The 22,625-nt window shown below is 38.2% G+C and carries 20 protein-coding genes and 2 pseudogenes; 12 read left to right on the top strand and 10 right to left on the bottom strand.

Annotated features, from left to right (window positions below; genetic code table 11):
• Positions 1–7 precede the first annotated feature (7 nt).
• From rpmG to Q0093_RS00620, 7 genes and pseudogenes are all read right to left on the bottom strand, one after another.
• Positions 8–196 (bottom strand): 50S ribosomal protein L33, encoded by a 189-nt coding sequence (gene rpmG, locus Q0093_RS00590; RefSeq protein ID WP_009319565.1) that lies wholly within the window; start codon positions 194–196, stop codon positions 8–10.
• A 19-nt stretch (positions 197–215) separates the two neighbouring features.
• Positions 216–455: a 50S ribosomal protein L28 gene (rpmB, locus tag Q0093_RS00595; RefSeq protein WP_009319564.1), complete on the bottom strand. Its 240-nt coding sequence runs from the start codon at positions 453–455 to the stop codon at positions 216–218.
• A 128-nt stretch (positions 456–583) separates the two neighbouring features.
• Entirely contained in the window at positions 584–1,825 is a 1,242-nt protein-coding gene (locus Q0093_RS00600; RefSeq protein WP_297928025.1) for a CinA family nicotinamide mononucleotide deamidase-related protein, read from the bottom strand.
• A 1-nt stretch (position 1,826) separates the two neighbouring features.
• Complete coding sequence (locus Q0093_RS00605; protein WP_297928027.1) at positions 1,827–3,062, bottom strand: M48 family metallopeptidase; 1,236 nt, start codon at positions 3,060–3,062, stop codon at positions 1,827–1,829.
• Between the two features lie 12 nt (positions 3,063–3,074).
• Entirely contained in the window at positions 3,075–4,097 is a 1,023-nt protein-coding gene (tsaD, locus tag Q0093_RS00610) for a tRNA (adenosine(37)-N6)-threonylcarbamoyltransferase complex transferase subunit TsaD (protein WP_297928029.1), read from the bottom strand.
• Between the two features lie 114 nt (positions 4,098–4,211).
• Positions 4,212–4,406 carry a T9SS type A sorting domain-containing protein gene (locus tag Q0093_RS00615; RefSeq protein ID WP_297928031.1) on the bottom strand — a complete coding sequence of 65 codons (195 nt, stop codon included), beginning with the start codon at positions 4,404–4,406 and terminating at the stop codon, positions 4,212–4,214.
• Positions 4,393–4,868: pseudogene (locus Q0093_RS00620) on the bottom strand (transposase); the annotation flags it as partial. The gene Q0093_RS00615 and the pseudogene Q0093_RS00620, both read right to left, overlap by 14 nt.
• A 345-nt stretch (positions 4,869–5,213) precedes the next feature.
• On the opposite strand from Q0093_RS00620, the gene Q0093_RS00625 reads away from it, so the two are divergent.
• From Q0093_RS00625 to rhuM, 10 genes and pseudogenes are all read left to right on the top strand, one after another.
• The gene (locus tag Q0093_RS00625; RefSeq protein WP_297928033.1) at positions 5,214–5,450 is read left to right on the top strand and encodes a hypothetical protein; all 237 of its coding nucleotides are present in this window, start codon (positions 5,214–5,216) and stop codon (positions 5,448–5,450) included.
• 53 nt (positions 5,451–5,503) lie between these two features.
• Positions 5,504–5,947 (top strand): hypothetical protein, encoded by a 444-nt coding sequence (locus Q0093_RS00630; protein ID WP_297928035.1) that lies wholly within the window; start codon positions 5,504–5,506, stop codon positions 5,945–5,947.
• A 35-nt stretch (positions 5,948–5,982) separates the two neighbouring features.
• Complete coding sequence (locus Q0093_RS00635; RefSeq protein WP_297928037.1) at positions 5,983–6,471, top strand: hypothetical protein; 489 nt, start codon at positions 5,983–5,985, stop codon at positions 6,469–6,471.
• A gap of 51 nt (positions 6,472–6,522) precedes the next feature.
• Positions 6,523–6,825: a hypothetical protein gene (locus Q0093_RS00640; protein ID WP_297928039.1), complete on the top strand. Its 303-nt coding sequence runs from the start codon at positions 6,523–6,525 to the stop codon at positions 6,823–6,825.
• 10 nt (positions 6,826–6,835) lie between these two features.
• On the top strand, positions 6,836–7,867 hold the full coding sequence (locus Q0093_RS00645; protein ID WP_297928041.1) for a hypothetical protein: 1,032 nt from the start codon (positions 6,836–6,838) through the stop codon (positions 7,865–7,867).
• Between the two features lie 467 nt (positions 7,868–8,334).
• Positions 8,335–9,300, top strand: coding sequence for a WYL domain-containing protein (locus Q0093_RS00650; protein ID WP_297928042.1), 966 nt, complete (start codon positions 8,335–8,337; stop codon positions 9,298–9,300).
• Positions 9,301–9,303: 3 nt separating this feature from the next.
• Entirely contained in the window at positions 9,304–9,828 is a 525-nt protein-coding gene (locus Q0093_RS00655; RefSeq protein ID WP_297928044.1) for an exonuclease domain-containing protein, read from the top strand.
• An 11-nt stretch (positions 9,829–9,839) separates the two neighbouring features.
• Positions 9,840–11,111: an AAA family ATPase gene (locus Q0093_RS00660; protein WP_297928046.1), complete on the top strand. Its 1,272-nt coding sequence runs from the start codon at positions 9,840–9,842 to the stop codon at positions 11,109–11,111.
• Positions 11,089–12,450 carry a hypothetical protein gene (locus Q0093_RS00665; RefSeq protein ID WP_297928048.1) on the top strand — a complete coding sequence of 454 codons (1,362 nt, stop codon included), beginning with the start codon at positions 11,089–11,091 and terminating at the stop codon, positions 12,448–12,450. The genes Q0093_RS00660 and Q0093_RS00665 overlap by 23 nt, the downstream gene beginning before the upstream one ends.
• 49 nt (positions 12,451–12,499) lie before the next feature.
• Positions 12,500–13,273 (top strand): annotated as a pseudogene (rhuM, locus tag Q0093_RS00670) (RhuM family protein); the annotation flags it as partial.
• A 757-nt stretch (positions 13,274–14,030) separates the two neighbouring features.
• Here rhuM and Q0093_RS00675 read toward each other — a convergent pair.
• Complete coding sequence (locus tag Q0093_RS00675; protein WP_297928049.1) at positions 14,031–14,429, bottom strand: C25 family peptidase propeptide domain-containing protein; 399 nt, start codon at positions 14,427–14,429, stop codon at positions 14,031–14,033.
• A 73-nt stretch (positions 14,430–14,502) separates the two neighbouring features.
• Positions 14,503–15,453 carry a T9SS type A sorting domain-containing protein gene (locus tag Q0093_RS00680; protein ID WP_297928051.1) on the bottom strand — a complete coding sequence of 317 codons (951 nt, stop codon included), beginning with the start codon at positions 15,451–15,453 and terminating at the stop codon, positions 14,503–14,505.
• 220 nt (positions 15,454–15,673) lie between these two features.
• Here Q0093_RS00680 and Q0093_RS00685 point away from each other — a divergent pair, with 220 nt between their 5' ends.
• Positions 15,674–20,194, top strand: coding sequence for a translocation/assembly module TamB (locus tag Q0093_RS00685; protein ID WP_297928053.1), 4,521 nt, complete (start codon positions 15,674–15,676; stop codon positions 20,192–20,194).
• A 127-nt stretch (positions 20,195–20,321) separates the two neighbouring features.
• On the opposite strand, the gene Q0093_RS00690 is transcribed toward Q0093_RS00685, so the two are convergent.
• Positions 20,322–21,497 carry a glycosyltransferase gene (locus Q0093_RS00690; protein ID WP_294176867.1) on the bottom strand — a complete coding sequence of 392 codons (1,176 nt, stop codon included), beginning with the start codon at positions 21,495–21,497 and terminating at the stop codon, positions 20,322–20,324.
• Between the two features lie 303 nt (positions 21,498–21,800).
• Between Q0093_RS00690 and Q0093_RS00695 the strand changes: the two genes are divergently transcribed.
• Positions 21,801–22,604: a polysaccharide biosynthesis/export family protein gene (locus Q0093_RS00695; protein WP_294176865.1), complete on the top strand. Its 804-nt coding sequence runs from the start codon at positions 21,801–21,803 to the stop codon at positions 22,602–22,604.
• Positions 22,605–22,625 lie beyond the last annotated feature (21 nt).

Here is a 22,625-nt window from a genome sequence, read left to right on the forward strand (position 1 = left end):
CTCAATATTATTTAATTTCTTTGTGAATAGTTACTTTTTTCAAGATAGGATTGTATTTTTTCAATTCCAATCTTTCTGTGGTATTTTTTCTGTTTTTAGTGGTAATGTATCTCGAAGTACCGGGCATACCACTTGCTTTGTGCTCCGTACATTCAAGAATAACTTGTACTCTATTACCTTTAGCTTTCTTTGCCATCTTCTTAATTTCCTTCTAATTATGCGTTTAAATAACCTTTTTCCGCAGCTTGTTTCAAAGCTGCATCCAATCCCATTTTATTAATGGTACGGAGACCGGCAGCTGATATTTTCAGACTGATCCAACAATCTTGTTCTACCCAATAGAACTTTTTGGTAAACAGGTTGACGTTAAATCTTCTTTTTGTGCGTCTCTTCGAGTGAGATACGTTATTGCCAACCAATGCTTTTTTTCCGGTAATTTGACAAATCTTCGACATCGCTTTATCTATTTTTTTATTGATTTTCTACTGCTTTCACAAACAGAGTGCAAAGTAAACGTTTTTAAGAATACCTTCCAAATTTTTTTCTATTAAATACTCTTTTTTTTGGAACTCCCCACTCCCAATCATTCGCTTAAAACAGAGATCATCTGTAACAGTGCCGTATGTGTAAAACGATTTATATTTACCGCCCGTGTATTTTCAAAACAATATTTACGACTTACTATCCGATCTCCGACGGCTACAGCAATACAAACCGTACCGACCGGCTTACCGGGAACAGCCCCGTCCGGTCCGGCAATACCCGATGTAGCAATAGCACAATCGGTTTTCAATAAACGTCTTACCCCTTTAGCCATCTGTTCCACTACTTCACAACTCACGACTCCGTGTTTTTCTATTGTCGAAGGATCGACATCCAGAACCTGCACCTTCACTTCATTGGCATAAGATACCACACTCCCTTTATAATAGGCCGAACTGCCGGGTATCAGAGTAATTTCATGTGCGATATTTCCTCCGGTACAACTTTCTGCCGTAGCAATTGTCAATCCTTTATAGGATAACAGCAGCCCTAACGCCTCCGCCATAGTAGCATCCTGATGACAAAATATATGTTTCCCTAACAAATCTTCTAAACGAGAGAAAGAGTCATCCAACTGCCGAGATAAAATTTCCTCGTTCTCTCCCCGTGCCGTCAGCCTCAACCGGATAACTCCCGGAACGGGCAAATAAGCCAGTTTAACAGATGTCGGCAATCCGGCTTCAAAATCCGAAAGAAATTCAGATAAACCCGATTCCGAGAAATCTTTTACAAGGCAAGTCTTATGCAAAATCGCCGTATGATCAGGGTAACGCTTTCTCACTCTGGGTATTACTTCCTCTGTCATGGCTCGCTGCATCTCTGCCGGAACTCCGGGCATCGAAACCAAAACTTTTCCGTCTTTCTCAAACCACATGATCGGAGCTGTTCCCACCGGATTCTGTATCACGGCACAACTGTCCGGCAGCATCGCCTGCGTACGGGTAGCATCATTCATCTGCAATCCCCTTCGTTCAAAAAAAAGATCATTATTTTTCTGAACTTCAGCATTAAAGACCAATTTACCTCCGAAATACTCACAAAGAGTTTGTTTGGTAATATCATCTTTAGTAGGCCCGAGCCCACCGGTCATTAATACGACATCCACTCGATCGAACGACTGTCGGATAGCGGATATAATTTCAGCACGACGATCACGCACCGTCGTAATTTCCATTACCTCCCAACCGATTTTATTCAAGTTGCGGGCTATCCAAGACGAATTCGTATCGGTTACCTGCCCGATCAGTAATTCATCCCCGATTACGATAATCTCGACATTCATATCATTTATATTTTTGCAAAGCCGCCATGCGTTGCAATAACGTAGGGTGGGAATAATATACTTTTACATACAAAGAATCCGGAGTCAAGTTACTCAACGATTTCACGGAAAGTTTTTTCAGACCATTTATCAAAGCGTCCGCTAAACCAAAAGATGCGGCAAAAGCATCTGCCTGATATTCATTTCGACGAGAAAGAGCATTTATCCCGATTCCTGTCAACAGCCCCAAAGGGGTATATAACAAACCGAATGCAACCAAAGCTAACGGAAAAGATGGTGTATCTCCCCCCATCGCCTCAGCCAACATCGAACTGTCCAACACCAAAGACAACAAAAAAAACATCAGAACCGTATTCATTACCGATACCCCCATCATTTGCCATGTATGTTTATGTTTATAATGGCCTATCTCATGAGCAAGAACCGCTACAATCTCTTCCGTAGTCAAATCATCTACCAGAGTATCATAAAGTACGATCCGTTTTTTAGGTCCTAATCCGCTAAAATAGGCATTTGCTTTTGTGGAACGTTTAGAACCGTCTATCACATAAATATTATTCAGCTTGAAACCGGCACGATTAGCGAATTTCTCTATCGCATTTCTCAATTCTCCCTCTTCTAACGGCGTTTGTTTATTAAATAAAGGAACAATCCATTCCGAATAGAACATATTCATCAACATACTGAAAACCACGACCACAATACAGGCAACCCACCAAAAAGAAGTACCCAACCATTCGTACAGCCAAAGGATCGCAACCAAAAGCAATCCACCTATAACTATACCGAACAGCCAAGATTTCAACTTATCGGTAACGAACGTTTTACGAGTTGTTTTATTAAATCCGAAACGGTCTTCGATCACAAACGTATCGTACCAATCAAAAGGTATAGTCAACAGGTCATTCACTAAAAAAAGGACGAAAAAAAAGAATAATGTCGCCGGAATCAACTTTTCAAACAATGAAAATGCCCATGTATCGAGCCATCCGAATCCGCCGAAAACCAGCATCAACAAGACGAGCAAAGTCGTATATGTAGAAGTTATAAGACCGAAACGATCATTGACTTTGAAATAATTTTGTTGATCGGCATATTTTCGCTCATCATAAAATCCCTGTAATACTGCCGGTAAAACCGGAGATGCAGCACGACGGTTTCTCGATGCCAACCATTGGGAAAAAATATATTCTCCCACGACAAAAAACACAATGATATAAAATACCCAATTATACATTTTACAAACAGCTTATAATACTACCCGAGAAAAAGGAGCTTCGTCGATCGAACAAAAATCTTTGTCTAAAAATTTGTAATATCCCGTTATCGCTACCATAGCTGCGTTATCGGTCGTAAAAGAAAATTTCGGCAAATGAATTTTCCAGCCATACCGACGGGCATGATCTTCAAAAGCGCTTCGCACTCCCGAATTAGCCGACACCCCCCCAGCTACCGCCACTTCGGTAATACCGGTATCCTTTACCGCTTTACGCAATTTATCCATTAATATATCCACGATGGTAAACTGTAAAGAAGCGCACAAATCTTGTTTATTTTTTTCTATAAAATCAGGATCTTCTTTAATGCGGTCACGAAGTAAATAAAGGAAAGATGTCTTCAATCCGCTGAAACTGTAATTATATTCGGGAATATGCGGTTTATTCAAGGTAAAAGCCTTCGGATTCCCTTCTTTAGCCAAACGATCCACTACCGGTCCGCCGGGATAGCCCAAATCCATGACTTTAGCGCATTTATCGAAAGCTTCTCCGGCAGCATCGTCTATCGTCTGCCCGATCACCTCCATATCCTTATACGAATTCACCTGGATAATCTGGGAATTTCCTCCGGACACCAATAAACAGATAAACGGAAACGACGGTTGATTATGGTCATTTTCATTCTCTTTGATAAAATGCGCCATGACATGTGCCTGCAAATGATTTACATCGATCAAAGGAATGTCCAAAGCGGTTACAAAACCTTTGGCAAAAGACGTGCCGACGAGTAAAGACCCCATCAATCCCGGTCCGCGAGTAAACGCCAATGCACTCAATTCGCTCTTATCGATTCCTGCACGTTTCAGTGCTTCGGACACTACCGGTATAATATTCTGCTGATGTGCACGAGATGCCAATTCGGGCACAACTCCTCCGAAAGCCTCATGCACATCCTGGCTGGCTATAACGTTAGACAGCATAACGCCATCTCGAATTACAGCTGCCGACGTATCGTCGCATGATGACTCTATTCCTAAAATAGTTATATGATTCATATAATTGATTTTCTCACAATATTTCTGCGGACGAAATTAATCATTAAAAAGAGAATATAGATGAGAGAAGTATTTTTTTTAATAAAATGATTCGGTTTTACAGCCTTTATTCCATTAATCGGTCAATATCATCCGTTTCGTATCCACCTCTTTACCATCGGCAATCAAGGTATAAATATACATCCCTGCTTTAAGTTCTCTTCCATTAATCGTTATAACCCCAGCACCTCCGGAAAGTCCGGATATATTCTTTATCTGTGTCCCTTGCATATTATAAATATACCCGTTGGTTGAATTAAAATAAAGCATATTTAACATAACCAATATTCCGATAATTGCAGAAATTGACGTACTGCAGCACGGTCATAGCACCGATTTTCGCGGCTGTACGGGTAAACAGTCCGCATGTCTGCTTAGCGTAGTTGCGTATCATCATAAACCGGTCGTTAAGTTGAGAGAAAACCGTTTCGATACGCTTGCGGAAACACCTGTAAGCCCATGACGATCTTTTCCGGTTCTCCCGGTTCAACCGATACGGGACTTCCGCTCTGATGTGAGCCGTCTCGAAAAGGTTTTGTTGCACGTCAGCACTCAAATACCCCTTATCCCCAAGCATAAGGCAGTCGTGATAGACCCATTTTACATCATCCGGATAATGTATACCGTGAACGTTTGCCACCGTCATATCATAAGAGTGGATAACTCCACTTATCCCGCAGATAGCGTGTAGTTTATACCCATAAAATACGGCTGTTGGGAAGTACAGAAGCCTTTGGACGGTGTGCTTTGAGGATTGTCATTCCTGACTGATAACACCGAAGTATGTGCTTGATTCCTATTTTCATCCTTTAAAAATATTATTCGATAAATAATACCAAATTAAAATGCTTTTTTAAGTACAAAAACAAGACTAAAATGTGGTTATTCTATAGGACAATTTTTATTATAACTCCAGTGGGTCAGTTTAGATTATAGAGGTGGGTCAATTGACTTTAAATTTTCCAGCAAAAATGAAGATTATCCAAATCTTTCTGATACCTATGCCGCAATATAGCACAACTATCATAGTACCTTTGCAGCGTCAATAGTGACAAATAACATTTAAATGTCAACATTATGCCAATTATGATTAATCGTGGGAAAGAGATGCTTCGTATTTCACCCAATGACAGCAAGAAAATCGAGTATTCAACCAATCAAGGCCGCACATGGATGCTCCGGTATAATGGCCTATCCACCACCGGATCTTTTATAGACCTGATGGATGCCGGTAAAGAAATTCTCGGAACTACCGAGAAGGGTTTATTCTATTCTACCAACGAAGGAAGAAACTGGATGTTACGCAAACGCTAATCGTTGATTTGTAGTCGTGGCTGTTGTGCCACGGCTTAATTTATATAAAACAAATGAAATCACAATTTCTCAAGACTCCATCAATCGACTCCGTTGTAAAAGAGGCCTATGAGATGCTAAATGTAGGCCGACAACTGATCTGCTTCGACTATGTAGACATAAGATACACATCGGAAAATGCAAGTAATGTAGTGCTATTAGAAGGCTTTGCCAATGGCCCACAGCGAGTATCCGATGCTATAAAAGATGCAATATTGCAAACAAACACGGTAGCACAGAATTTTGATTTTTTCACGGCAAACAAGATATGTCTGAATCTCAATTGCAGTGAAGATAATCCGATCGGAGGGTCGGAGGCATCAGAAATTCTTCAGATATTCGATACGTTTAATGTGGACGTCATATGGGGAATAGGCTACGACGACAGCATTACGGATGACACCGTGATAGCACGACTTGTAGCTGCAAACTTGAAATTGAAGAATATTAAATATTAGACTTATGGCAACAAAAAAAATTGGCTAATGAATTTATGGAGAAAATTCTCAATGATTCGGCATGGAAAGAACTTTCAGAGAACTTTGCATGGACAGAACAGATGCTTGAAAAGCATAAAAACAAAGTAGATTGGAAAGAAATTTCCAATAACAGCAACATTGTATGGACACCAGTAATGCTTGAAAAGTTTAAGAAGCTCATCGGCTGGCAAGAATTGTCAAGTACTGGCTGTGAAACCATCTTGACAGAGGACTGTTTAGAGCAGTTTAAGGACTATTGGGATTGGTCAAAACTTTCGTATAACAACAATATTGAACTTGATTACCAGTTGATTGACAGATTTATTGATCAATGGGATTGGTCGGAGCTGATCAATCGCTGGCGCAATGACAAACTGTACAACATTGATTTTCTTGAACGCTATGCTGATAAGATTCCGTCAAGTCAACTGCAAGATTCTCGTCTATGGAGAGAACTTGTAGAAGAACGGGCTAAGGAGCTTAAACTTGAAGTAATAGCTTAATGTGTAGAAAAATCTTATTAAACCACCGTAAATAGAGTGTGAAAGTTTGAGATGAAGCCAATCAAATCGTTAGACGAGATCCGGGCATATAGGTGCAAGTGGACCGAACTTCCTACCAAAGAGAAAAGAAAGATTCCCACAGTGGATATATTGTACCTTTACATGGCTGCAAATAAATCCGTTCCGAAACTATTGCAGTACTATGTCAGGTTATATGATTTTCCCGACTACAAAAAGGGGACAGTCCGATTTCTGCGTGGGCGGGCAGCATGCTGTTCGAAAGAGAATCATATAGAAATAGGATTTTATTATAAAAACAGTCTGTATCAAATTCTGTTTTTGGGCTGCGAATAGTAACGTGCTTATGAATTGGATGCAACAATTACTCATCAGATGGAAGAGACATCGAATCAAAAGACGATTCGGGCAACTGGATGGCTACCTGCAGGAGGCTCAGAACAAGCGGTTGGCAAATGTGCGGAAAAAGATACAGCGCATAGAGCGAAAAATTGTAGAAATAACGGAAGTCGATAAAGACGGATTTTTGAAGTCGTTATCAAGGATTGAACAGGAATCTGTCAGAGAGTTGCTTTTTGAGCGGTATAAACTATTGAATGCTCTTTTTGCGGCGACCTTGGCGGAGATAGAACATTTCCGCCAAGTCAATGACCAACTGTTTGATTTGACCAAGAAAATGTACAGTCAGAGCGCAGCGTTCTATCGGCAGGTTCTGACTACGTATACTCCGTCATTTGATGACGATGTGGAAGTAGAAGGTCGATTACGGTTTGTTTTCAATGGCCCCGAGTCGGTTTTGCAGTTGGAAAATGATGCTTATTACGGTTCAGACTTTCGATCCATGGTTGCAGTGTTAAGCTATTTTTATGATTCGGACATAGAATATTGTCATAATAGCCTTGATCTTACGAAAGTGTCCGATATGACCGATGAGGAGTTGGGATTCAAGGATTGTTTGAACGACGGGACGACATGGGCAGAAGGTTGTTTGTGTCATCCGGCTATGAACCATATCTGCATCTGCCATGCCGTACACGACCTCTGTACTCATAAAGAGTACTCGATTCCCGACCTGTTGCGCATGAATGACTTTTGGTGTGAAGTCGGCATAACTCATCAGCACATTGTCGCACAGAATGTAGCCCGTATGGAGTGGTGGAAAACCTATTCGTACGAGGAGTTTGCAAAGAAATTACGGACTGAAGCGGAGCATAGGCCTGCTCATTTGCGTTTTGGGCAGTTTATAGTTATTCGGACAGCAGAACTATTCCCTGATGCCATCGGATCATCTGTTTGGTGTGGGGCGAATGATTGTTTCTATGATGACACAAAGGTCGATGCCTATTTACTAGATGTATATAATCAACTGCATATTTGAATTTTTATTAAGCAGGGATCTTATTTATACAGTCCGATTCTTATCTGTACGATGGAGTCTGTCTCGTAGCCAATCAGAATCGTATTATCAATTCCGAAAGTTGTCCTATATTTAGGAACACATACTATTACTGTGTCTGCGAGTATATTTCAAACTGATGATATTCGATATGGAAACGGCATATATCGGTTCTGACAATCTTACAGGTGCCGGCATAGATATGAATAGCGAACAAAAAAAGGAACTTTGAGGCAGGTATCTTGACGAATGAGCCTTCTCTTGTTGATGCGATGATAAATCAATTTGATGAAGTCTGGCGTGGAAGGCACTGCGAAAAATGTGACAGAAAGAACTATTGCAATGACCAAATTCGTTGAAAGACAGGTTAGTATTAAAAAGAGTCATCCTCTGCCATATTTTTTCATAGATTTTGTGTAACTTTGCAACTGCAACAATATTAATGGTTTATGGCAGCAAACATATTCGGTCGCTATGTCTGGTTGATAGAACAGTTCAGACGTTATGACCGCTTGACATACGAGGAAATCAATGACCTTTGGCACAAGAGCGGTTTGAGTTACGGGGACAAGGATAATCTTGCTCTCCGTACTTTTCACAACCATCGCAAAGCTATCTTCGATATTTTTGAAGTTGAAATAGCATGTGATACCAAAGGAGGATACAAATACTTCATCAATAATCCGAAAGAACTGGAAAGCGACAATTTGCGTATTTGGCTGATAGATTCCTACACAGCCATGAATCAGATACAGGCCGACAGAAAACTGAAAGGACGTATCATTTTCGAAAACGTTCCATCGGGGCATAAATGGTTTGATGTCATTACCGATGCCATGCGCAATAACCAAGTTCTGCATATTACTCACCATGGCTTTGGAAAATCTGAGGCATGGAACTTTGATATTGAGCCATACTACCTCAAAGTGGTAAAACGCCGGTGGTATGTATTGGCCCGTAGTCCCTATTATTCTGAATTGAATCGCAAGAAAAATAAAGAAAAAGGCGGTGACCGTCCCGAAAACGTGTATATGGTATATGCACTTGACCGCATTCTGGATTGCCACCCTACGGATACAACATTCCACATGAGAGAAGATTTCGACATAAACGAATACTTCCGCGGATGTTGTGGTATTATTCATTCTGATGAAGCCCCCATAAAAGTAGTTGTCAAAGCATACCATGGTGGACCGGATTATCTTCGTACACTTCCCTTGCACGAATCGCAGCGCGAACTGGTAAGCTTGAACGATGATGAAGCATCCTATTTCGAACTCGAAGTGTGCCCTACGTACGATTTGTATCAGTCATTGCTGGCTCAGGCCGATCAGATAGAGGTCATTGAACCGGAATCGGTACGCCGGCAGATGCAAAACTTTACCAAGAACTTGATGTCGTACTATAATAAATAGATTATGGACGGATTAAATTCTATAGCAATAGACTTTGAGACAGCGACAGGAAAAAGAGCCTCAATTTGTGAGGTTGGTATCTGTGTAGTGCGTAATGAAGAAATCGCAGAAACACGCTCTTGGTTAGTGCAGCCCGAAGACAATCTGTACAACCATTGGAATATGCAATGCCACGGTATCACCCCCGAAGACACCGCACATTCCCCCTCTTTCTCCGAAGTCTGGGAAAAAATCGAACGTCTGTATCTTGACGAGTTCGGCACCCTTGTGGCACACAATGCTCCATTCGACCATAGCTGTTTAGAGCATTCCTCCCAATTATATAATTTGCATTTGCCGGAATTGCAATGGCAATGTACATTGAAGATAGCCAGACAATTATATAACTTCGGCTGTAACACCCTCGGACTCTTATGCGAACAACTCGGCATTCCTGAAAGTACGCACCACCGTGCCAGAAACGATACAGAAATGTGTGCAAGGTTGTATTTGAGAGAAATGGAAGATTCAGATTGTATAAACACATAAACTTAAATATTATGAATGTATGGAAGTTAGGTTGCCGTTGGGGATCAGGAAAGCCCCTATTTTACAATTTCTTGGTAGCTCGACAAGTCGTTGTTGGTTGGCATGGTAAAAAATACAAAATAGGAGATTGGATATTGCTTACAGATGGACACACTGTTTTAGCATTCGCAAAGATATTAGCGAATCCAAAACCTATCATAGATTACGTTTTATTTGAGGAAGATTGTCGCAAGTCGGAACTTCCTTTTAATGAGGATATTGATATTTATAAAGCTGAAATTACCCCTCTGAATGAATGTGACAGATTTTTATATCAAACTCAACAGGGAATCATTAAAATATGGAATGAAGATGTACTGAATAAATTAGAAACCATAAAATTAAAATATATGCGTAAGAAAGAAATTCGGACTCTCCTCGAAAGCAATAAAAATATGATTCTTCACGGAGCTCCCGGAACAGGAAAAACCTATTTAGCTCGTCATATATATGATGGACGAGCTGAATATGTTATTGGTTTTGTACAGTTCCATCCCAGTTATGATTACACCGATTTCGTGGAAGGATTACGCCCCAAAGAAAAAGATGATCAGATTGGCTTTGAAAGAATCGATGGCGTATTTAAGGCTTTTTGTAAAGAAGCTAAGAACCATCCAGATACTATCTATGTTTTCATTATCGATGAAATCAACCGTGGAGATATGTCAAAAATCTTTGGAGAACTTTTCTTTTCCATTGATCCTGGCTATAGAGGAGAAAAAGGTCAAATCTATACACAATATCAAAATCTAGTAAAAGACGATGATGTGTTCAAAAAAGGTTTCTACGTACCTGACAATGTATATATCATTGGTACTATGAATGACATTGACCGTTCTGTTGAATCAATGGATTTTGCAATGCGTCGTCGCTTTGCATTCATGGAAATAACAGCTCAAGAGAGCCAATCGATGCTCACCTTGGAAGCATTCAATGATGTAAGTGCTAAAAATGCAGACAAAGCCTATACCGAAGTTGAAGACATAAAGGGAAAGATGAATGCTCTAAATGCAGAAATCACAAGTACAGCAATAGGTCTTTCTTCTGACTACCAAATCGGAGCCGCCTATTTTCTGAAATACGCACTTTATGCAGATCAAGAAAAAGAACAGGCATTTAATTCGCTTTGGAACAATCACCTGAAAAGTATCCTTACGGAGTATCTCCGAGGAACTGGCGAGGAAAGTTCAAAAATGGAAAGACTAAAAGCGGCATACGATAATGGTAAAGCTCAAAATAACTGATAATGCTCGTCAGAATGGAGAAGAAGGATGGTCGTTGGAACGTTGTTGCGAATTTCCGTTAGAAGAACAATCTCGTGAACAGACAATCCGTGACCTCAGTCTTATAAGTGGAAAGCGATTGAAAGATGTAGTGGCTGAAAACCCCAATCTTCTCGTCTTTCCGCCTACTCTTGGTGCACATCAAGATGGTGTTGAAAATTTACATATTTGCTCATATAGTAAGGCTTACAACCGTGTATATACTGGAAATCTAATGGGATTTGTTGGTGTCAATGATACCCAAATGAGCATCACGTCAAGATTTGCCAAAGGAGATGAAGACTTCTTTCTGCATTATATGCTTATAAAAGTATTCTGTCCCAACATCTTCGACCTGAAGCACGAAACAAGTAAAGATGCAGCATTCGATTTCCTCTTATATCTTTTCCCGCATTATTTCAATGAAGCAATGAAACAAGGGTTATTCAAAATGTATCGTAATTTCGAACGGAATGATAGCAAAATAAACGGAACTATTGACATCCCTCGTCATATTCGGAACAACATACCCTTTAAAGGGACAATAGCTTATCGCACCCGTGAGTTTTCATTTGATAATCCTATTACTCAACTGATACGTCACACCATTGAATTCTTAAAGACATCACCAATTGGACGTTCATTTCTGGTGGGGAAAGATACTCAAGATAACATACGCCTCATTGTCGATAACACCAGTTCATACTGCTACAGTGATCGTCGTAAAGTGATAGCAAGCAATCACAAAGAGTTGCGCCATCCTTATTTTACAAAATATACCGTTTTACAAAAATTGTGTATCAGTATATTGCGACACGAAGAATTGAAATATGGCTCCAACAAAGACAAAATTCACGGCATACTCTTCGATGGAGCATGGCTTTGGGAAGAATATCTGAATACCCTGCTTAAGCCATTGGGAATTTATCATGCTGAAAACAAGACAGGCAAAAATCCTATTTATTTGTTTGAAGGCAACAAATATGTACGTTATCCGGATTTCTTTTTAACGAACACAATTATTATAGATGCCAAGTATAAACATTTAGGCCACACTGACATTGCCAGAGACGATATACATCAAATAATATCTTATCTTCATGTTCTTGACGCGAATGGTGCATATCTTGCACATCCTATTGATGGCAATCATAACTCTTGTGTCAAAACAATCGGCACTTTGAACGGTATGAGAGGAGAAATAGGTCTAATAGAACTAAATATTCCTCAGAATATAAATAGTATGGATGAATTTTGTAAAGAAATAGTAGCAGAAGAGAATGGGATAATAAATGAACTATCTTATTTAATGCCTAGGTGAGGTGCACCAATATAAGTAACAAAAACTTCATATCCTCAAATTGTTAAATATGAACAAAGAAAACAAGATCATACTCTATCAAGACGATGATGAAATAACTCGCGTGTCGGTACACTTTGCAGATGAAGACTTGTGGCTGACACAGAATCAGTTGGCAGATATATGCTATACGACAAAGCAGAATATAAGTCAGCACATTGATAATATATTAAACGATGGAGAGCTTGACCAAAATCGAACTGTAAAGGAATTCTTGACAGTTCGTCAGGAAGGCAACCGTCAGGTACAGCGTAGTGTTATGCCCTATAATCTTGATATGATTATCGCTTTAGGGTATCGTGTCCAATCACAGGTAGCTACACGATTCCGCAGATAGGCTACACAACGGCTTCACGAATATATTCAAAAGGGGTTTGCTATGGATGATGAGCGGTTGAAACAGGGAGGGAATCGCTATTTCCGAGAACTACTGTAACACATCAGGGATATTCGTAGTAGTGAACGTAACTTCTACCAACAAGTTACAGATATTTATGACACTGCGACGGACTATGACCCTCGTAGTGAAATGACCAAAATCTTTTTCGCTACAGTGCAAAACAAATTGTATTACGCTGTTCATGAAAATACCGCTGCCGAAATCATATACAATCGTGTAGATAATGAAAAAAACTTTGTCGAAATGACCAACTTCAAAGGGAACTATGTAACCAAAGATGATGTGAAAATAGCCAAGAACTATTTGTCTGAAATTGAATTACAACGTCTGAATTTGCTTGTTTCAGGTTTCTTGGATTTTGCAGAGTTTCAAGCATTGAAAATAATTGAGGAATAAAGATTAGTCCAAATGAAATTTGCATTTGGGACGCTATGCTTGCTTTTGGGAAAATCAACAATAGATGGGAGGTTAGTGGTATCAAATATAATGGAAACAAATATAAATTATTAGTTGTATATAAGATTGATATAAATTATACTTCGGCTCAAACATGGAACTGCAAATGCCACGTTCTGAATTGGAGGTCGTAGGGAACCTGTACATACGAATGTTGTAATAGCAGCTCACGCTATAGCGTGAGAACCTCTCTATGCCACCCTTGTGTGTTATTGTGAAATTTCCTATGTTTCCAATTCACAAGATAAGCATAACGCTTCTTTTTTATCTATATTTTGAAAAGGGTTACCCCTATTTATTTGTAAAGTTACTCATTTTCTTGATAAACTCTTATAGGAGAAAGATTTTATTTGCTTTTGAGATTCTATTTTGAAATAATATTGAAGAAATGGTATTGTTAAAAAGACATCCATATAACAAACTATATTTTCCTATGTTTGTACACCCATTGAGTCTTTGCCCATCCATTAACATTAAGTCTAATAATGCCAAGTGTTTTTTGCCTTGTATCTATTCAATAAATCACCAATTTTAAAGACTGACCCAATAGCAAGATAACCAATGTTTAAAGACATTCAAACTCATTTAATAAGATGAATAATGGATTTGTATGGGAACAAAAAGGGAATAATAAGCGCAAAATAAAATCAGATAACCGCTGATATTCATCTACTTAACCAATATTTCAGTACCCAAAGCCGGGGTATCTGCCAGACGAAGCATACAACGAATCGTTAATCTGAAAATCGGAGGACATCTCTACATTATCGGTAGGTACAGGCGGTTGTGCAGGGACAATACGGTAATAACCCGGAAACAATCGCTTAGAAAGATGCACCACCTGCACTCCTGTCACCCGGGCATCGACAGGAATCACATACGAACGGGTTACATACGGCAGTTGCGGACAACCGATCTCCGTCATAGGCTGAGATCCGGGAAACGAAATCGAAACATTCGGTTCGTATCCCGACTCGGAGACCTCGACCTCCGGCTCTTCGACCCGGAAACTATCTGTAATTTGAGCCAACGAACTATTGCAAATACAAAACAATATACCCGCCAATAAGCACAATTTTTTCATGATATAATAAATTAGATTAAGGATCATATTTTCTTTTTTCCCTTTCTTGAAAGGAATAAGGAAGTGTCAGGAACTATCGCACCACGATTTTATCACTTTTATAGACTTTATCGCCGATTAAACGATACAGATAGATACCCGGAATTACTCGTAATTCGATACGACTTTCCGCTTCTCGAATAATTTGAGATTGCATTATCTGCCCTGACAAATTTAACAATTCAAATCGCAAGGGGAGACTGTTCTCTGAACTTTGTATAAATAACCGCCTGTTACCTACTTGTCGTACCGTTACCGGAATTACAACATTTTCCGATACATTCAAGACTTCCATACATTCTTCACATCCCGGATCTTTATAACGAATCTTATCTCCCACTTTTAAACACATTAATGCACTACGTTGACCATAGGCCATATCAATCCATTTTTGTTTACCGGTAGGAATAGGACCTGGCGTAAAAAACAACCCAAGCAAACTTCCTACTCCTTCGATCCATGTGTCATATCCTACTGAAGCAATTTCAAATTCCCGTCCCCGATCAGTCTCTTCTATATTTTCCACATATCCTGTCATATCATCTAAATAAGGACTCACATTTGCAAATGTTATATCCTGGTAATCCAAAATAAATCTAGGCCATTTCCCAAAATGAATTTCGTCCCCCGCTCTCACGGAAAAATCATACATCAGGAATTCTTCCAGCAACTTTCCTGTTGCCGTATCTGTCGGGCGCATATATACTTTCTTCCCCGATACCCGGACTCCGCCGACATAAACATTCTCCGGATTCTCTCTCAATACAGAATCTTTCAGCAGATACAATTTGCGATAGCTTAATCCATCGAAAACCGTATCTCCTACAAAACCGTAATAATGAGACGTTACCATTGCTCCGTATTTCGGAATGTAAATATTCCAAATCGCATCTTTCGTCGGAAAAACCTCGTCCTGCGCAGAACCGCAGAAAGGGAACAAAATACCTGAAAGGCATATAATAAGAACAGCGTACAGTTTTCTCATAGAATTTCCTCCTTTTATATTTCGGTTTAACTCAACCTCATAAAATTAAATACTATTTTTTTAATATCCAAACAAAGGCTGTCCTATTTTTCAGGATTGACCCTTATAACCACTTTTACGATTTCAATTACCAAATCGAGAATAAATGTTGCATGATCGAAAAATTCGACAACGCCAAAGATTTATTCTCCGAAAAATGATAAATTTGTACCACATTGTCATGAAACAGATATTCAAGATTTTCAAATATATAACAATCAGCATATTAACGATTTTAATCATCGTATATGCCGGACTTTATTTATTGTTGAGCATACCCGCTGTTCAACAGGAAATCAAGAATATAAGCGAACGTGAGCTATCCCAATTATTAGAAACGAAATTAACCTTAAAACAGGTACAAGTTTTCCCGTTCAATAAAGCGGTATTGGAAGGGCTTTGCTTGTATGATCAGAAAAACGATACATTGCTTTATGCTCAAAAACTAACTGCCGGATTTTCTCCTTTTGCTTTATTGGAACATCAATTGGTATTTACAACTGCCCAACTTTTCGATTTCAAAATCGAAGTGCAACGAGATTCTTCAAATTCACAAACCAATCTCCAATTTTTAATAGATGCTTTTACTCCCCGAAAAAAGAATCGTTATAAACCGTTCGATATACAGCTTAATACTATCCTGATTCGCCGGGGAAGTATTCGTTATGATATTTTATCCGAACCGTACAAAGATCGGGGAACTTTTGACAAAAATCATATCTTCCTGGATAACATCGTATCTACCATATCTTTAAAAGCTCTACGAAAAGATTCTATAAACATCAATGTCAGACGTATCAGTTTTGAAGAAAGATCAGGCTTCTCATTATCAAAATTGGCGTTTAAGTTACAAGGGAACGAAGATAAAGCGATATTGTCTAATTTTCGTCTTAACCTTGCAAATTCATACTTGAGTATCCGGAATACAGATATAGACTTGTCAAAAACAAATTCACTGAAACAATTCTGCGACAGTACGGATTTGAATTTCAATATCAATGAAGCACATGTCGTATTAAAAGACATTGCTCCATTTGCTCCGATCTTACGGAACTTTTCTACTCCGATAAATTTGACATGTAATATCGGCGGAACTATAAACAACTTACGACTCGAACACATGAATTTATCTTATGGCGAGAAAAGTATCCTTTTGAAAAGCAAAGGCAGTCTTGACGGCATTACATCTCCCCAAAATGCGTTCATATTCGGTGAAATACAAGAATTGAACGCATCCTCCAAAGGAATACAATCTTTAATCAACGATTTTTCTTCGATCCACAAAGATGCGAACCCGATTCTTTCTCATTTAGGAACAGTTAACTTTCACGGTGAAATATCGGGATTTATAACCCAGTTGATTACTTTCGGAGAATTTAACAGCAATATCGGGAAATTACGGGCGGATATCATGATCTCCCGGAATACAAAAGAAAGTCTGGCATATAGAGGTACTATAGAAACTTCAGGACTTCAAATCGGTGAATTATTACCTAAAGGGAATCCTTTGGGAGAAATCAGTTTTAAATTTGATCTCGATGGTCACCACCCGCACAACGGAATACCCGAAGGCAAAGTTATAGGAGATATAGGTCACATCGGTTTTAAAGGATACACTTACGAGAATATCAGCCTGAACGGGAACTACAAAGGTTCGAAATATGATGGCACTCTGAATATAGACGACCCGAATGGAAACTTGCAAATGAATGGAATCATCGACCTGTTAGATGAACGTCCGATATTTCAATTAGTGGCACGAGGAGAAAATATACGTTTACAGGAGCTACAATTAGCTCCCCGATATTCCAATTCGACTTTAGGGTTTATTCTCAGTGCCAATTTCGAAGGGAATAATCTGGACAATGCAGAAGGAATTTTATCAATAGACACCCTTTCTTTTAACAATAATGGAAAAATATTCTCAACTCGAAATTTTCATATCGAAGCACACAATGAACAAATTCCACAGTCAGTAAATATCGAGTCGGACTTAATATCAGGAAGAATATCCGGTCGATATTCTTTTAATACACTAAAAGATTCTTTCACTCGGATGTTAGCATCTGCATTACCTTCTCTTATCCAGCTACCACCTACATCTAAACAAGTGGCACAAAACAATTTCATTTTTAATTTCGAGATTCAGAATACCAATTATTTATCGAATGTTTTCGAGATACCTTTTATTTTAAAAAATCCGGCAAAAATATCCGGATTTTTCAGTGATGAAAACCACAATTTCAGGATAGAAGGGAATTTACCCGAATTTCAAATAAAAAACATGCGCTTTGCTTCGGCCGGAATCTACGCAGAAAAACAAAAAGAAAATATCTCATTCCAGCTTGGGGCTATGCTGCTTAATAAACAGGACAAACAGATTCATTGGAATTTGGCGGCAAAAGCTCATGACGATTATCTCGACACAAAAATCAATTGGAGCAACTCCGGTACGGCAACTTTTTGCGGAGAATTGTCATCTCAAAGTAAATTTATCAAAACTGAAAAATCTACTGATGCAGACATACACATTAATCCGACTCAATTAATATTGAACGATACAATATGGCAAGTCTCCCCGTCTCAAATCAACATTAATGACGGTAAAATACAAATCAACCATTTCGAAGTAAGACATGATTCTCAATTTTTACATCTCGACGGTAATATATCAAAACTTCCTGAAGATGAATTGACCTTGCAATTGAATGACATTAATCTCGATTATATTTTCGGATCATTGAATATCAAACACGTCGTTTTCGGAGGTCAAGCCACGGGTATATTCAGCATCGCCGGATTATTGAACAAAGAAATCCGCCTGAGTACAAAACAATTCGATGTAATTAATTTTGCATATAATCATTCTTTATTGGGAAATCTTCATCTATTCAGCCAATGGGAACGTGAAACAAAAGGTATTTTACTGCAAGGTAAAATATCTCAACCGAACACTGATGATACCCGGATCGAGGGATATATATTTCCGACCAGAGATTCGCTACATCTGTCATTCGATGCAAATCGGCTGAATCTTGAATTTCTCCGTCCGTTTATGGATAATATTTTAAGCAATGCAACAGGACGGGCTACCGGAAAACTGGATTTTTACGGGAAATTCAAAGCTTTAAACGTAACAGGAAATGCTTTTGTCGATAATTTCACTTTCGACATCGGGTATTTGAATACATCATTTTCTATTACTGATACCGTACACATGACTCCGACTTCTATATATTTTAATGATGTCTCGTTGCGCGATCGAAATGGGAAGCATGCTAAGGCCAAAGGCATATTGCATCATAAAAATTTCAAGAATCTCAGCTACGATATCGGTATTTCGGGATTACAGAATTTTCTGGTATATAATATGACAGAAAAACTCAGTCCCATTTATTACGGCACAATATATGGAAGCGGAGCGGCAACTATCAATGGGGATCTTGTAAAAACAAATATAGATATTAATATGAGTACCGGACCGAACTCTAAATTTACCTATGTTCTTACAGGAAATGAAACGGCAAACGATTACCCTTTCATCACTTTCGTAAATAAACGTGCATTGAATTTCGAAAAGCAGAAATTACAACAGGACAGTATCAGCACCCCGATTTCTGCTCCTGTTATCGAAAAAAAGAATCATTTATTAAATATAAATCTTCAAATCGACGCTACTCCCGATATAACGATGCAACTGGTCATGGATCCGGCCACAGGGGACATAATCAAAGCAAACGGAAACGGGGCAATGCGTATAGAATATAACACGTTATCCGACATGAAAATGTATGGTACATATACATTGGAAAAAGGTAGTTACAATTTCAATCTGCAAGATCTTATTACACGGGATTTTGCCATACGTTCAGGAAGTAGCATCTCGTTCAGAGGTACACCGCTGAATGCCGAGCTCAACATCGAGGCTTATTATGCACTGACTGCAAATCTGCAAGATCTGGATGAAAGTTTTGCCGATGATAAAGAGCTGGCAAGAACGAATGTTCCTGTTCAAACGGTTTTACGTCTTACCGGAGATTTACAACGTCCCGATTTTAAATTCGATTTGAATTTCCCGACTTTAAGTCAGGACGTTGACCGACGAATACGCAGTATCGTCAGCACCGATGAAATGATGAATCGACAAATCATATATTTGCTGGCACTAAACAAGTTCTATACTCCGGATTATATGAACGTGGGACAAGCCCGAAATAACGAACTTGTTTCGGTAGCCTCATCTACATTATCTTCTCAATTAAGCAATATGCTCGGGCAGATTAGCGACAAGTGGAATATCGGAACAAATATCCGGAGCGATAAAGGTGATTTCTCCGACGTAGAATTCGAACTTGCTTTATCGAGCCAACTACTCAATAACCGATTAATATTCAACGGAAATTTCGGATATAGAGATGATGCCGTAAACAGCAATACATTTATCGGTGATTTCGACTTAGAATATTTACTCAGCAAAAGCGGGAATTTACGCTTAAAAGCATACAATCACTACAACGATAAGAATTACTATATAAAATCAGCTCTGACAACTCAAGGTGTAGGAATCATGTATAAACGTGATTTTACAAAATTTCAAGAACTTTTCCAGCGCATAGGAAAATCTATACACCGTCTTTTCAAGAAAAAGGGAAAAACGGAAACCGAAGAAAATATACAAACTATCACAGAACAAGAAAAATAACTCTTTATATAAAATCGAAAGACTTAAAAAACACTTCCAAAAATCTATTCAATCTATTCTAAGAGCCTGTTCAAATTTTCCAATAAAGAAATTCACAAAACCGACTCGAGCAAAATTAAACGGATTCTTACAAATTCTGCCATGTAAAATTTTTACTTTTACTACAAATCCCGATAATCTTATAATATAGATTAATTACAGACTGTAAAAGATCAAAAACAGGAAGTAAAAAGAATAATTTATTGGATGATAATCTTTTTGCAGATTTACGATATATGGTTACTTGTACAATAAACCGTAACAACCAAAACAAAAATGCTAAAGCCGAAAATAAGAGATTATAACAAAGTCCGTAAACAAAAAACAAAACAATCGAAACATAAAATAAATACACGGTCATTCGCTCAAAACCAAATACAAACTTCGAATCGGTCTTTAAATAGGCAGCAGTAAAATCATACCTTAACTTCAATTCTCGCCAAGCCTTAAAATTATTTTCATAATGAATTATCATCCTACTTTTCGGAGAAAGTTCGATACGGGTATTATCTGCCGTCGCAACTTCATTAATAAATAAATCATCATCTCCATAATGGAGATTTAAATGTTTAGAAAAACCTTTATTTCTGAAAAACAGATCTTTCCGATAGGCAAGATTATATCCCTCAGCCATATAAGTTTTATGTAACAGAATATAAGAAACATAACGCAGAGTAAACATCAACCGATCATAGGCAACGTATCTTCTTTTTCGCTGCCCCTCCCCATCTATATATGCGTATCCTGCTACGATATCTACTCCTTCAACAAAATTCCGCATCATATAAGTAAGCCAATCACTTCCTTCAGGCGCACAATTGGCATTTGTCAACATTACAATATCATGCTTTGCCGCCTTAATTCCAACCGTTAAGGCCAATTTTTTCCGGCTAAGACTTCGGGCTTCATCCGGAATATAAGTCTGATATAAATTATCATATTCAGATTCTAAACGAGTCACCACATCACGAGTCTCGTCTGTAGAACCATCATTTACAACAATCACATCAAAATCGGGATAGTTTTGCGACAAAATTGAAGGTAGAAAAACCTCTAAATGCTCAGCGTCATTTTTAGCATATACAATGACAGATACTCCCGGCCGTTTATCGGTATATAGAACATCCCCTTTTTCTTCCGATTCCAGATATTTCAAAGGTTTTCGATAAAAATATAGATAATAGAATACCTGAATCGAAAAAAGAACGAACATTATAATAAAAAGAATGATTTCTATACCATTAAAATCAAAACTGACCTGCATATCTCATAATATTTTATGCAAACGTACACAATCTTTTTTTATGAAACAAAACCTATTTTTGAAATAAAAAATACAATAGAACAAATGTCGATAAATTATCGAAATAATTATGCGTCAAGATAAATATTTGATAATAAAACAGATATAAATCCCGCTACATTTTACGAAAATTTTTATTCTAAAACGACAATAAAAAAACGGAAGAGCCGTTACATAATTAGTGATCAAATTTTATTGGGAGCATACGATAAAAAGGCTATATTTGCCCCATCGAATTATGTTTATCTGCAAAAATTATTTTTAATGAAAACAAATATACTTTACTTATTCCTTATTTCTGTTACTTTTTTCTCTTGTAAAACACAATCGGATATCGCTTATTTTCAAAACTTAGAAAATAAATACGATCAAGGTATAGCTATCGATACTTTATTAAATTACGAATCTAAAATTATTCCTGACGACATACTATCTATCTATGTATCGGCAGAAGATCCCAATGCGGTGGCAATGTTCAATCTTCCTGCTATCAGCTATTTGCAGGCCGGTGATACCGAAATCAGCGGAACACCGAAACTTCAAACATATCTTGTCGATAAAGACGGATATATCAATTATCCGCAACTCGGTAAAATTCAGGTTGCCGGATTAACAACGAGACAACTCGAAGCAACAATAAAAAAAGAGATAGAGGCATACGTCAAAAGTCCTTTGGTAACAGTAAACACACTTAACTCTAAAATCGTTGTCTTAGGAGAGGTAAATAAACCCGGAGTATTAAAAATAGAAAGTGAACGTGTATCCATTTTGGATGCAATCGGTATGGCCGAAGATTTAACCATATACGGAGAAAGAAAAAATGTATTATTAGTCAGAGAAAAAAACGGAAAAAAAGAATTTTACCGGTTTGACCTGACTGATCCTGCAATCTTTTCGTCCCCATATTATTATCTACAAAAAAATGATGTCGTATACGTAGAACCCAACAAGGCTAAAAAAGCTACTGCAAAATACGGATCTGACAAACAGTTTAATATAACAATCACGTCAACTATCATCAGTGCCGTATCTACAATCGCAGCTTTATTTATCGCTATATTTAAATAAGTTATCAACCTGAAAGGCTTT

The organism is uncultured Coprobacter sp. (genome assembly GCF_947855755.1).
GTDB lineage: Bacteria > Bacteroidota > Bacteroidia > Bacteroidales > Coprobacteraceae > Coprobacter.